General features: G+C 55.5%; 14 protein-coding genes. 8 read left to right on the forward strand and 6 right to left on the reverse strand.

Annotated elements, in window-relative coordinates; translation table 11 throughout:
* Positions 1 to 40: 40 nt before the first annotated feature.
* The gene (locus ACMYUN_RS02785; protein ID WP_415762750.1) at positions 41 to 580 is read right to left on the reverse strand and encodes a DUF488 family protein; all 540 of its coding nucleotides are present in this window, start codon (positions 578 to 580) and stop codon (positions 41 to 43) included.
* On the reverse strand, positions 577 to 1902 hold the full coding sequence (locus ACMYUN_RS02790) for an APC family permease (RefSeq protein WP_415762751.1): 1326 nt from the start codon (positions 1900 to 1902) through the stop codon (positions 577 to 579). Before ACMYUN_RS02790 ends, ACMYUN_RS02785 begins: the two co-directional genes overlap by 4 nt.
* Positions 1903 to 2452: 550 nt before the next feature.
* Here ACMYUN_RS02790 and ACMYUN_RS02795 point away from each other — a divergent pair.
* The 6 genes from ACMYUN_RS02795 (at position 2453) to ACMYUN_RS02820 (ending at position 7647) form a co-directional block, all read left to right on the forward strand.
* The gene (locus tag ACMYUN_RS02795) at positions 2453 to 2815 is read left to right on the forward strand and encodes a DUF6124 family protein (protein ID WP_415762752.1); all 363 of its coding nucleotides are present in this window, start codon (positions 2453 to 2455) and stop codon (positions 2813 to 2815) included.
* A gap of 130 nt (positions 2816 to 2945) precedes the next feature.
* On the forward strand, positions 2946 to 4079 hold the full coding sequence (locus ACMYUN_RS02800; protein WP_415762753.1) for a polymorphic toxin type 44 domain-containing protein: 1134 nt from the start codon (positions 2946 to 2948) through the stop codon (positions 4077 to 4079).
* Complete coding sequence (locus ACMYUN_RS02805) at positions 4066 to 4452, forward strand: hypothetical protein (protein ID WP_415762754.1); 387 nt, start codon at positions 4066 to 4068, stop codon at positions 4450 to 4452. The genes ACMYUN_RS02800 and ACMYUN_RS02805 overlap by 14 nt, the downstream gene beginning before the upstream one ends.
* 123 nt (positions 4453 to 4575) lie before the next feature.
* Positions 4576 to 6120 (forward strand): hypothetical protein, encoded by a 1545-nt coding sequence (locus ACMYUN_RS02810; protein ID WP_415762755.1) that lies wholly within the window; start codon positions 4576 to 4578, stop codon positions 6118 to 6120.
* Positions 6121 to 6609: 489 nt separating this feature from the next.
* Entirely contained in the window at positions 6610 to 7122 is a 513-nt protein-coding gene (locus ACMYUN_RS02815) for a nuclear transport factor 2 family protein (RefSeq protein ID WP_415762756.1), read from the forward strand.
* A gap of 210 nt (positions 7123 to 7332) precedes the next feature.
* Positions 7333 to 7647, forward strand: coding sequence for a DUF6966 domain-containing protein (locus tag ACMYUN_RS02820; RefSeq protein WP_415762757.1), 315 nt, complete (start codon positions 7333 to 7335; stop codon positions 7645 to 7647).
* 334 nt (positions 7648 to 7981) lie between these two features.
* On the opposite strand, the gene ACMYUN_RS02825 is transcribed toward ACMYUN_RS02820, so the two are convergent.
* Both ACMYUN_RS02825 and ACMYUN_RS02830 read right to left on the reverse strand, forming a co-directional pair.
* Positions 7982 to 8266: a hypothetical protein gene (locus ACMYUN_RS02825; protein ID WP_415762758.1), complete on the reverse strand. Its 285-nt coding sequence runs from the start codon at positions 8264 to 8266 to the stop codon at positions 7982 to 7984.
* Between the two features lie 217 nt (positions 8267 to 8483).
* On the reverse strand, positions 8484 to 9314 hold the full coding sequence (locus tag ACMYUN_RS02830) for an alpha/beta fold hydrolase (RefSeq protein ID WP_415762760.1): 831 nt from the start codon (positions 9312 to 9314) through the stop codon (positions 8484 to 8486).
* 221 nt (positions 9315 to 9535) lie between these two features.
* On the opposite strand from ACMYUN_RS02830, the gene ACMYUN_RS02835 reads away from it, so the two are divergent.
* Complete coding sequence (locus ACMYUN_RS02835; RefSeq protein WP_415762762.1) at positions 9536 to 10015, forward strand: MerR family transcriptional regulator; 480 nt, start codon at positions 9536 to 9538, stop codon at positions 10013 to 10015.
* A 15-nt stretch (positions 10016 to 10030) separates the two neighbouring features.
* On the opposite strand, the gene ACMYUN_RS02840 is transcribed toward ACMYUN_RS02835, so the two are convergent.
* On the reverse strand, positions 10031 to 10957 hold the full coding sequence (locus tag ACMYUN_RS02840; protein WP_415763947.1) for an acetoacetate decarboxylase (ADC): 927 nt from the start codon (positions 10955 to 10957) through the stop codon (positions 10031 to 10033).
* Positions 10958 to 11072: 115 nt separating this feature from the next.
* Positions 11073 to 11876 (reverse strand): type 1 glutamine amidotransferase domain-containing protein, encoded by an 804-nt coding sequence (locus ACMYUN_RS02845; RefSeq protein ID WP_415762763.1) that lies wholly within the window; start codon positions 11874 to 11876, stop codon positions 11073 to 11075.
* Between the two features lie 194 nt (positions 11877 to 12070).
* Here ACMYUN_RS02845 and ACMYUN_RS02850 point away from each other — a divergent pair, with 194 nt between their 5' ends.
* Positions 12071 to 13150, forward strand: a complete 1080-nt coding sequence (locus ACMYUN_RS02850; protein WP_415762765.1) for a saccharopine dehydrogenase family protein — start codon at positions 12071 to 12073, stop codon at positions 13148 to 13150.
* Positions 13151 to 13155: the final 5 nt, after the last annotated feature.

The raw sequence follows: 13155 nt of genomic DNA on the forward strand, positions 1-13155 counted from the left end.
CGAAGACGCCCGCCAATCGACGAAGAACCTCAGTCGAACCCTACCCCTCCAAACGCCTCGGATAGCAAAGCTTATTCCCTTTAAGCTTGGCCGAAGGATTGAGTATTGCCTCCGTGGACTTGCCTATGTCCATGATGTGCAAGACCTCCACGCCTCGGCTCAGCAGGTAATCGGCAACTATCCGACGATGGCAGCGCCACCAGACAGCCTCCGAGCACATGATCGCGCAGCGTCTGCTGTCGCTGAGCCGCAACAGTTGATTCAGCCCCTGTTCAAACTCGTCCGAAAAGGCGTAGTCCGCATAGTTGTGGAAGCTGCGGTTGTCCCAGAATGCGTTGACCTCATCCGGCACGGTTTTCGATTTCTTGCGCAAACCGCCGAGGCTGGCAATCTGGTAATGCTCAATGTCAGATTCGGCGAGCAGCTCTGGCAACACATCCAGGTTGTACTGCGGATTGGTCCGCGAGCGCGGCACGGTGCGGATGTCCACCACGGCGTTAACGTCGAAACTTTTCAGCATCTGGATGAAGACGTCGATTGGCCGGGTGGAATGGCCAATGGTGAAAATGACTGTGCTCATTGGCTGGGCTTGCTGATTGCGGAAAACTTCATGCGAGAGCAGCCGTGCAGCAACATCCCGACAATGATCAACGCCCCGGCCCGCAACCACGTTTCCCAGCCTTGCTGACTGAGCAGCACCAGACACGAGACGATCGCAAGCACCGGGACAAAGGTCGGCACGCGGAAGTGATCCTCCTCAATCCTGTCGCGACGAAGGACGAGCACCGCCACATTGGTACTCAGAAACACGAACAGCAGCAGCAAAACCACCGTCTCTGCCAGCGTTGCCAAAGTACCGGTGAGCGTCAGCGCAATCGCTACCAGGGTGGTTGCGACAATGGCAGCCCACGGGGTTTTTCGTCCAGGCAGCACCGCACCCAAAACACCCGGCAACAGCCCAAGGTTGGCCATGCCATAGGTCAATCGACTGGCCATGATCATGGTTAACAGCGCACCGTTGGCGACAGCGATCAGCGCAATGAAGGAGAAGAGTGTCGGTGGAATTTGGAGGGTCGATGCGCGGACAACTTCGAGTAACGGCGCCGACGTGGCGACCAACTTCTCGGTAGGCAACACCGAAGAAGCTGCCACACCCACCGCCATGTAAACCACACCAGCGGTGAGCAAAGCCGCGAACAAGGCACGCGGGTAGACCTTGCGCACGTCTTTGATTTCCTCCGCCAGATTCGCCGAGGTTTCGAAGCCGACGAATGAATAGAACGCGAGCAACGCCGCTCCCAACACCGCCAGCATGGGACTGACGCCCGGTTTGAACGTGAGCGTCCGCCCCAGATCCGCCTCGCCTGTGCGGAAATACCAGACCGCAGCCACGATCACCAGAATCAACCCGGACAGTTCAATCACGGTCATCACCAGGTTTGCCCCAAGCGACTCCTTGATCCCCCGCGCATTGAGCAAGCCGATAGCCAGAAGAAAGACCAAGGCTGCAATCTGCGGCGATACGTCGACAAAGGCGTTGAGGTAATCACCGGCAAACGCCAGCGACAAACCCGCAGCGCTGGTGACCGCAGCCGCCAGCATGCAGAAACCGACGAGGAAGGAAATGAGCGGCGACTTGAACGCCTTTTCCGCGAACACCGAAGCCGCGCCGGCGTGGGGATATTTGGTCACCAGCTCCGCGTAGGAACCTGCCGTCAACATGGCGAAGAACAATGCGATCAGCAGTGGCACCCAAATCGCGCCGCCCACCTCTCCCGCAATCGTTCCGGCGAGGGCGTAAACACCCGCGCCGAGTACATCGCCGAGAATAAACAGAAACAGCATCGGGAAAGTGATTGCCCGGCGCAGAGCAGGTTTATGAGTGGGAGCCGTCACGGTCATTCCTTGATTCAGATGTGGAGGAGCTGGAAAGTTGTCACCTCAAACAATGGAAATGGCGCCGAAAGCAAAGTTCAAAATGTGTGATGGGGCCGATTGGCACGGCACTATAAACATTGCCCACTCGACACCTGTGGGAGCGAGCCTGCTCGCGAAGACGCCAGCCCGATCAACACAAAACCTCAGCCAAAACCAATTCCCTAAACACCTCGTTTAAAACCGACATCCAGACTATTCCAGCAAGCTACAACGCCTTGCGCCATTGCCTACGACTACGCCAGAATCCGCCGGCTTGTGCGCCTCGGGCCGGGGTTCTATCGTTGGCCGGTCACTGAAAACAGTGATCGGGTTTGGTAGCCCGGGTATACGAGGTGCGCAATGACACCGTTTGGCGAAGTCTTCGCCTGGCTTCTATGGTGGCTATGCGCAGGGCGCTTTCGAGCGCGCCGGTTTTGCCTCGTGTCCCGGTCTACCAACCTGTGCATGGCCGCCACCCTTCGTTTGGTAGCGAACGGGTGATGGCTCCTTTTAAAGCGGCACGAGGAGAAAGATCATGTTCAAAGTCACGCCCAACCCGCCACAGTCAGACCCAATCTCCCCCTACGAATCCCTCGACTCAAAAAAACTCCACAAAGCCGCCGACCGCGCCCTCGACCACTACCTCAAACCCACCGACACCCTCAAAACCACGCCCTACCAGACCAGCAGCATGTTCCTCGCCAACCCGAAAATCGCCACCGAAGAACTGCTGGTCAACGCCAGCGAATCGCTGGGCTCGGCCTCGGTGATGTTAAGTGATGTGATTGGGATGGTTGAAGGATCAGCGCGCAAGACATTGCAAGGTATCGCGCAAGTGGTAATGCTCGGCGAGCTGGCGGTTAATCAGGCGTTGGATAACGTCGTGCCGGTGGAGTAAGCATTCGCCTCGATCTGGCGGCGGTCATTTCCTACTGACTCGCCGCCGTTCGTTGCGTTAATCTCCACGACCTGAAAAAACGCCTTAAGCCTCAAGAATGGAGGCTGTAACGACCCAACAAGGATGACGAATGACTCCCTCCGCTCGACTGGGCGACAAGCATGTCTGCCCACTGCCCGGTCACGCTACAACACCGATCGCATCTGCCAGCGTTGATGTGAACATCAATTTCATGGGGTCTGCTCGGGTTGGCGACACCTGCGGCTGTGGCGCTGTAATTACCACCGGCTTTCCATCTATCCAAGTGAACGGAAGGCCGATGGCTCACTTGGGCAGTCCCACCAGCCATGGTGGAACGATCATAACCGGCTCAGGCAATGTGGGCGGCGGCTTCGTCATGGGCGATGCAGGTGGCGCACCCATCATCAATTTCATGGCCCTTGGAGCATTTCGTGCTGACGGAACAGTTGACGACGAGAAGATGGCCACACTGCTCGCCGACCCAAAGCTGAAAGAAAAAGCTGTTGCCGCCAACGCGCTGGTAACTCCCCAAGCCGCCTCGAAAAAACCAGACATAAAGCCTGAACCCCAACCTCCAAAGACATGCAAAGACCCGGACATGATGGAGCGGGTAGCTGGTTACATTGCCGGAGAGATGAATCGAAATATCAAACATCCATCGATTCTCAAAATGAAACAGCTCAATAGCTTCGACGCCGCAGCGGAGAATGCGAAGTTTCAAAAGCTACCTTGGTATGCGCGCCTTTCACCGCCGAATTTTCAGGCGATGCAACTAGGTAATACCGTTACAGCAATGGCACTTTGGACTGAGCGCGTCGGACAGAACAGACCTTGGGATCATAAAGTCACGATCGGGCAACAGTTCGGTGGCGCTTGGCAGAAGCATGGTCAGCTCGACTACTTTTACGACATCTGGTCCAACATCCACTATGGCTACGTGGGACGCGCGGGTGGCCTCACTGAAAGCGCTCTTCTGGACGGTGCCGGCCTTGAGCAGATTGCGTCAGACTCCATCAGGAAAATTCAGAAGTGGGACGAGCGAAAAGGTCCACACCGCTCAGCTGATATTGAAGGGCTGCGCGCGTGGGATGACATTGGCGATCGAGTCTCGATCAGTATCGGCATCAAATTGTACAAGCAGCATCCTACCGGTGGAGTAACCGCAAAAATGCTCATGGACGAAGTCCTGGCGCTACCACGTTCAAGCTGGGGAGACGGCACGCGTGATCATGTCTGCAAATAAACCGAAACGGCATATCTGGCGCTGGGCAGGAGCACTCTTGGTTGCTCCCATCATCCTCTGGTATGTCGCCACTCCCCAAGTAAGCTTTCATTTTTCTGACAAGGGACAGGGGCGCCTCGGTTACATCCTGAACGTTCAGCACGAGATTTCAAAGGGCGAGATCTACCCGGGTGAAACCACGGGAGGCGCCGGACACATTTTCCCTAGTGATCAGTTCTTTATGGAGTTTGATTGGAATAATGCTGGGAAAGCGCACTGTGTTCGAGTTAAGCCGAAGTGGCCGAGTACGGATGTGTATATCGGGGCAGACGGTGGTCTTGATGGGCGTACGGATGGTGAAGTTATCGAAACTTGTGGCGCATTTCCAAGTTGAAAATACCCGGTTTCGCAGCAGGCCCGTAACGGAAGAGCTGCCCGCCGGCGATGAATAACGGCTGCCGGTTACAGTAGACCAATGGAGCGGTGAATATGTCTGAACATAGAAGGAAGAAAACTGTTGTCTGATACCAATGACCTCATTTCCCTGCATCTGGATAAGGCGGCGGCGCAACTGCGTGCCGAGGCGCTTGAGCAAAACCGAGCCCTCCACCTGGAACTGGAAGAGCTCAAGACGTCGAGCGCTCGTCTGCTCTACGAAGTCCAAAGCCAGATCGGCAATGCCGAAGCGAAGGTCTCCGAGCGGGCCATTGAGAAGACGTTGTCGATTCTTCAGCACATCAAGCAGTGGATTCTCGCGGTCGGAACCTTCATCACCCTGCTATTGGCCGTGGGAGCATTCTTCGGCTACAAGAACCTTACTGATAGCCTGACTAACACCTTCACGAATAAAGTTGATCGGTGGTTACGCTTCGAGGACGGTAATAGCGATGAAAGCAGGGCTCTTGATGCAATGCGCACCCAAGCGCTGCTGGACGCCTACACGGTGCGTTTCGCTCGTGAGCGTCTGGATGGGCGTGGTGGTCCATTTTCGCTGACAGAAGCTGAGCGGCAGCGTCTGCTCGCCATCCTTCAGGATCCTTCATCGGATGTCGGACAGTTCTCCGACGCCTTGACCATCCTTACGCGTAGTCGCGGCCTATTCGCACCATCCTGGACAGAGGACCCGACCGGCAAAATTCTTACACAATTGGTTAACGACTCATCCTTGGGGCAGCGGAAGCAGGGACTGTTGCTGGAGCGGCTCAAGGGCGACCGCGCTTTCCTGCCGTTTTCGCGCAATATCATCGCTGACGCCGATTACGACTGGTCGATGAAGATGCTGGCATTCGATAACCTCAAACTGTTCGACGACCCCAAAGCCTTGACGTTCGCCGAAGCCAATGTGGGGACGGTGGACCGGTATTATCGCTCCAAGCTGGCGCTCTATATTGCGCAGAAGACAGGGTCCTATGCGGCGGTGAATGAATATGCGCAGTTCCTGCGCAAGACCAAGCCCGAGTTCTGGCAGTCCGATCTTCTGGGACTCGTAGGAAGCCTGGGTGAAATCTTGCCGAGTACCGGGGAGCTGCCATTAGACGATATCAGCACCCTGATCGGTGATAGCGTGCTGTTGGGGGCAGGCATTCGTTTGACAGATCTGTTTGGCGGCAGACGCTTAGCGCTTGAGTTGGATGGAGGCTACGCAACGCTGGCCGAAGCTGGCCGCTGGCTGAATGACCCACTCGTGATTGGTGCGATAGTTCGACATCGGCCACTTTCACCTGACTGGCTGTCCACGGTAGTTTCGTTCTTCCAGGTTGAGGATCAAGGCTACGAACTGGCGACACTGCAGCTCTCGCTCCGAGGCAAAGACCGCCTGCTGACCCAGCAGGGTGCGGTCGGCGCCAGCGACGCGCGCGGCAAGGTGTGGCTGAGGGTTGAAGCCGTTCCCGGAGGGCGTCGGCTTATCGCAACCTGGCGCGATGCGAACTCAGGGCGGATCTTGGCAAGCGTGATCGAATCCCCCCAGCTCTTGCCGCAGAGCCTTTTTCAACTGTCATTTGATCCCAAGTTGTTGAAAAGCCTGACCTATCAATCGCGCAACTACGAAGACTTCCTTTGATTTGAAGTGCCTTCAGCCTCGAGGAGCCAAGGGGTCGGCGAGTTATCAGCGAGTATAGCTATCAGGGCATGACAGCCAAGCGAGTCGCACACCACCGGCATAGGTATCGTGGCCGTAGCCAAACGAATCAGCCTTACACCCGGAATGTGAATGCCGCCATTCCGGGCGTGAGGACCAACGATATCGACAAGGTTTGAAAGGGAATTCAAACACAACTCCATAACGTGGCGATGCGGCGGTTAAACATTTGGTATCGGATGATCAAGCAAGAAGTCAGGAGGATCGTGCAACAGTCCTCCTCCGCTCGTAAGTCACACTTCAGATGAGGCCCGAGGTACTTGCGGCCTATCCATGTCCCGCGCCAACGATTCTTTGCCAATACCCCATATAGAACAACGGCGTCGGGGAACGCAACTAGCGGCTTACAGATAACAACAACGGCCCATCCAACTCGACGGGGCTCATCGAACAGATTAAGGAGCACAGGAAATGACGCTTGTTCAACGCCTCTCTACAGCGCTCGCACTAGTTCTCACCACACTCATCGCAGGACCGGCGCCCGCCGTGGCCAGCGAACCGACTACGGAACGCAATCGCCAATTCATAGCGCAAGCGTTCAACCAGTGGTCTCAGGGCGGCCGGACGTTCTTCGCAGATGTGCTGGCTCCCGATGTGATCTGGACAATCAAGGGGACGAGCCCTTCGGCGGGTACTTATCGCGGCCGAGATGACTTCCTGAAACGCGCAGTCCAACCTTTCGCAAAACGGCTTGCCTCGCCCGTTCGCCCGACGGTGACGGATATCTGGGCTGAAGGCGATGACGTCGTCGTGCACTGGGACGGCACCGCCACCGCGGCCGATGGCGCGCCTTATCGCAACAGCTACGTATGGATCATGCGCATGCGAAATTTGCAGGCAGTTGAAGTCATTGCCTTTCTCGACCTGGTGCCTTACGACGACGTTATCAGGCGAATTCCGCTTGAAGCTGGCGATGTTGAATAGACAAGCCTGCCAGGATCGGCTGAAGGATCTGCCTGTAGGAAGCTGCCAGATATCACGTAGGTGGACATGTCAGCGAATGTCGGCTTTCGGCCAAAAGCGGCCCTTGGACAACCTGATGGCGAAACAGTAGCTTATGCAGCGAGACTGACAAGAAATATCGGCAGCGGGACTTACTTCCCATACCGTGTTTCACTTGAAGGATGTTAAGAAATGGGACCGAAAACCGAAGAACTGATCTGCGTTCTTGATCAGCTTGCAGCAATGCTTGAGATCGATGGAGATACTCACTGGAGCCTGTGGATGCGTAAGGCAAGAGCACGCTTAATGGAGTCTGATTACTCCGGAATTGAGTACCTACAGTCAGCCTATGGCGGAATGGGCTCATTCAATGATCTCATTCTTGGTCAAAGCCATGACAATGGCGTTCTTTGCTGGAAGCCGGGCCATGTTGAGCTAAACGAAAGATTCGACGAATTACGCAATGAAGCCGCGAAGCTCTCCGATTTCATAAAGGGAAATATATAGAGGGGCGCGGTTATCAAACTACGTTATTCAAAGGGGTCAGGCCGGCCACCGGCGCATCTCACTTTGATCAGCTCCGTAGACTCAGTATCGGGCAATCTGGTGTTTGCCTACACGGAAGTCGGGGAGCACAGAGTGCATTACACATCACATGCCGAGCTGTTGTGCATGCTCAACATCCTTTTGCGTCAGCGCGTGCCCATTGCTGTCGGAGGCATGCTCCCGGGACCTGCCGACGAAGTCGAGATGTTAATAGCGAACGAAATACTTGAAGGCCCCTACATAGAACTGTCCTGGTCCGGCCCCCAGCAATGGACTCTGCGCGAAATCGACTCCATCACTGCTGAATGGCAGCCAATACCTGATGCTCAAAGTATGGCGAATGTGTCATTCGATCCGAAGTCCCTGGAACGCTCTGGCTGAATTGGCTAAGAAAGGATAACCAGCCCAGGCCGTGGTAGTCACGCAACTCCTCGGCGTTCAGCTTGATCAGACATTCGTAACTTACGAAAGACGCTTCACATTCGACGAGAATATAAACAGTGCCGTCCTCCGCTTTGAGAAGATGCCAGTAGTCGTCCGTTATGTCGTATGCCGCAGGTGCGATCTGAACCAAATCCATTTTTTTTCCGCAGGTTGTTTTCGATTTCTGAACATGACATGGCTGCGAATGAACGATTCTACATGGTTGTTTCTTGCCGGAAACTGCCGCTCTTGGCCGGCCGCTTCCGGCCAAAAGCGGACAGTCAGTTAACGCATTTCTTATGCATGTTGCGAAATTCAAAATCCGAGTTGGGAGTCGCGAGGGGAAAAAGGGCGGGATTAACCCGCCCCATTTTTTAGCTCCGCACGAACGCCAGCAGATCCGCGTTAATCGTCTCGGCGTTGGTTGTCGGCATTCCATGAGGGAAGCCCGGGTAGATTTTCAACGTACTGTTTTGCAGAAGTTTGGCCGACAAAACCCCTGCATTTTCATAAGGCACGATCTGGTCATCATCACCATGCATTACCAGGACGGGGATCGTGATGCTCTTCAAGTCTTCGGTGAAGTCGGTCTGAGAAAACGCCACTATCCCATCATAGTGTGCCTGCGCACATCCCATCATGCCTTGTCGCCACCAGTTCAAGACAATGCCCTCGGAGGTCTTTGCACCCGGGCGGTTATAGCCGTAGAAAGGCCCTGCAGGAACGTCGTGGTAAAACTGTGCCCGGTTGGCTTTCAGTTGGGCCTGCAAGTCGTCGAACACCGATTTCGGCAAGCCGCCAGGATTGGTCGGCGTCTGAACCATCAACGGTGGCACGGCACTGATAATGGCTGCTTTTGATACTCGGTGTTCGCCATGGCGAGCGATATAGTGAACGACTTCGCCTCCGCCGGTGGAGTGCCCGACGTGAACTGCGCCTTGTACACCCAGGTGATCAACTACGGCCGCGACGTCGTCGGCATAGTGGTCCATGTCGTGTCCATCCCAGACCTGGCTGGATCGCCCGTGACCGCGCCGATCGTGTGCTACCACCCGGTAACCGGCACCCAGGAAAAAGAGCATTTGCGCGTCCCAATCATCCGCGCTCAGTGGCCATCCGTGGTGGAAAAAGATGACTTGGGCATCGCGTGGCCCCCAGTCTTTGTAATAGATTTCGACACCATCCCGCGTAGTGACGTACCCCATGTTCGTATCTCCTGAATGAAGTGAAGGCCTTCATCGGATCGTGTTCCGATCATGGCCTCGAATGAACAGAGTGCAGCCGTCCATTTGGCAGTTCAGAGGTGTGCTGGATTATTTCCGGCTACCCAGGAATTCCATTCCGACCAAACCATGTTGTGCTTGGTCGCCCAATGACTTTAGGTTTAAAGTCAACTTTAAGGTCAATAGGTTTTTCAGGGTGAGGTATGAGAATAGGCGAACTGGCGAAAATCAGCGGACTGGCGCCGTCACGGATCCGATTCTATGAGGCCAGTGGCTTGATCAGCTCCGTCGAGCGCAAAGCGAATGGCTACCGGGACTACGCGCCAGATACTGAGTGGGTTTTGGACATCATCACCGGCGCACAGGCGGCAGGTTTTTCGTTGGAGGAAATTCGGCAACTGATGCCGATGAACGCCGGTGCCTGGCGGCATGACGAGTTGCTCACTGGACTCAAGCAAAAGGTCGCGGAAATCAGTGTTTTGCAGGAACGACTAGCGCAGAACAAGGCGCAACTTATGCTCGTCATTAAGGGTATCGAAGGTAAACCCGAGGGCATGGAGTGTGGGGACAACGCGCAAATGCTGATAAATCGCCTGCGGGAAGACGGAGTTGGCAAAGCTTCGGCCGGGCGTAAGGTCACATCTTCCAAGAAGAAAAAAACCCGCCAGGCTTCAGGGGCCTGACAGGCGCAGAACGTCTCAGCGCTCGCCAATCAGGCTGGCGAGTGGCTTGGGCGCATAAAGCGCACTCTGGAACTCTGGCACGTATTCGTACTTCATCATTTTCCCCAGCTTTAGGGCACGGAGGTAATTCGACAAACTGCCGTTGCCCAGCGTGAGGGTGGCCGAATCAGCGTCGCGGCTGGAGCCGTGACTGAGTTGGCGGGAAACCGCATACCCGTATGCCAGTTGGCCCTGATGATCGAGATTGGTGAAGCTGCTGGTGACGACATCGACATCGCGAGAGAGGTTGTCGAGTTTCTTCGCTTTGAAGGACACGTCGACTTTTCCGGTCTGGCTGTCGGTGATGTCATAGACCACAGATTGAGCATCTTCTTTGCGGTCAATACCGGTCAGCCATTTAGGCAGGTTGTAACCGACGACACCGCGCACCCGTGCAAGCTCGGTATTGACCGGCAGCTTGAGCACATACCCCCAGAAGTCGCCAGACATCGACTGGCCAATCAGTGTGAACGGACCCAGATTGGCTTTGCCTGGCTTGTTGGTAATGATCGACACGGCCACTTCGTTATAGGCGTCGTTATCACAATGCTCATAGGTGTACGCGGTAAACGCAATCAAGCCGCGACCCGGCCAGATTTGCAGGGGGTGTACGGTTGCCAATACTTCCGGCGGCATCAATGCCCGAAGTGCGTCCAAGTCGACCGTGTAGACAGCCGTTACCCGACTGTTCTGGTAATAAAAGTTCGGAGAGTATGACTCGAAGCCAATGTCTACCTTGTGCTTTTCCAGTCCTTTGAACCAGCTCAAATCAACACCCGGCAGTTCTGCTGCAATCACCGACAAAGGAGGATTCGAGCGATAACGGTCGTACAAGCCGCCCTTGACGACCGGCACTGTGTGGCCTGCGATATCGATTGTGTTGGTTTCAGTCGGGCTGAGCATTTCAGGCGTCCCCGCCAACGCATGGTTGGCAATTGAGCTGAACAGCAATCCTTTTAATACGGCGCTTGCGAGTTTCAATCGGTCTTTCTCCGGGTGGTGGGAACTACTTGAGGGTTCAGCGAGCTACGTTGACGCCTGAGAGCACCGCCATCACGGCTTCAGCTACGGCTTTGGGCGACTGAGGGTTTTGGCCGGTGACAAGCCTTCCATCAGTGATGGCGAATGACGTGAATGGCAGCCAGCCCTTGCGGTACCGCGCACCTTGGCTCACCAACTTGTCCTCAAGGAAGAAGGGCACCTGGCTTTTCATGCCGGAGAACAGCTCTTCGCGATCAGAGAAGCCGGTGATGTTCTTCCCTTTGATGATCAACTGGCCTTGTTCATCCTTCAGATCCAACAGACCCGCAACGCCATGGCAGACGGCCGAGACGATTCCACCCTGGTTGTAGATAGTTTCGGCGACACGCCGCAGGTCGGGATTATTGGGGAAGTCCCACATCACCCCATGGCCCCCGGTGAAGTAGATGACGCTGAACTGGGACGGATCGACATCGGCGATCGGCAGTGTGTTTTGCAGGCGAGCGCGAAAGGCAGGGGACTGCAAATGCTCTCGGGCGGCCTTGTCCATGTACAGCCAACCGAGGCTGCGCTCATCTAGAGGCACCGCACCGCCTTTGGGACTGGCAAAAACTGTGCTGTAGCCAGCTGCCTCCACTACGTCGGTGAAATGCGTCAGCTCAGTCAGCCACAACCCCGTCGTATCGGTTCGTGAGGGATAGCTGGAGTGGTTGGTCAGAATCACCAGAATTTGGCGATTCCTGGCAGCCATTGTGGAAGGGGCGGTGTCAGCATTTGCAAATGTCATGAAAGCGCTACCTATCAGTACCAACGCATAAGAAACAAAGGTCTTGAGCATCATCCGGGTTCCATCAATCAAGCAGGTCGGCGCATGCTCACCTTAAACCTCGCTTTAAGGTCAACCCCGCCGCTGCAAATAATTTCCACTGGGAGCTGCTCACTTCAACTTGACCCTCAACCTGACTTTAACGCTAGCGTCTGATGCTGGATGAGCAAGGCAATAACGCTCGTCATTAATCCACTCGGGAGCCATGCATGAGTCAGCAAGACAACCTTGATACGCAGATGAAATGGATGATTTACGGCGCCAACGGCTACACCGGCGAGTTGATCGCTCGTGATGCTGCAAGACGTGGGCTTAAACCTGTGCTGGCGGGACGTAGCCGAGACAAAGTTGAAGCGCTGGCTCGGGAGTTGGGTCTTGAAGCTCGGGTGTTTGGACTCGAAGACGAAGTACGTTTACTGGCTCAGATCAAAGGCCATGGCTTGGTTCTGCATTGCGCAGGGCCGTTCTCAGCGACCGCCGCGCCGATGATGGAAGCTTGCTTACGTGCCAATGCACATTATCTGGATATCACCGGCGAGATTGCCGTATTCGAGCACGCTCAATCCCTGAATGAACGTGCGCGGGCGGCGGGCGTGGTCATTTGCCCGGGCGTCGGTTTCGATGTGGTCCCTACGGACTGTGTAGCCGCTGCATTGAAAAATGCGATGCCGGATGCCACGCATCTGGCATTGGGTTTTGATTCGCGCTCAAGTCTTTCGCCCGGTACTGCCAAGACTTCAATTGAGGGTATGGCGCAGGGTGGCAAGGTTCGCCGTGACGGCAAAATCACCTCGGTGCCGCTGGCCTACCGGGTACGTCGCATCGACTTTGGTGACGGAGAAAAGCTGGCAATGACTATTCCATGGGGCGACGTTTCCACTGCTTGGCACACCACCGGCATTGCCAACATCGAAGTTTTCATCCCTGGCTCCGCAGGCATGATCCGCGGCGCCCGGTTTGCTAATTGGATTCGTCCGTTGCTGGGTTTGTCGTTCGTGCAGCGACTGCTCAAAGCACGAATTGGACAAGCGGTGGTCGGCCCGGATCAGGAAAAACGCGCAGATCAAGGCACTTATGTTTGGGGCGAGGCTCGCAACACCCGTGGTGAATGCAAAACCGCGCGCCTGCATACTGCGAACGTATACAGCCTGACGATCAGCGCTGCATTGGCGGTGGTTGATTACCTGTTGCAAATGCGACCGACTGGCGGGGCTTACACGCCCGCACTGTTGTTAGGTGCTGATCTGGTGACGCAATTGCCAGGATCTGGCGCGATGAACATCGACTGATTCGG

Source organism: Pseudomonas sp. CP4, from assembly GCF_047758505.1.
In the GTDB taxonomy this organism is placed as follows: Bacteria; Pseudomonadota; Gammaproteobacteria; order Pseudomonadales; family Pseudomonadaceae; genus Aquipseudomonas; species Aquipseudomonas fluorescens_AO.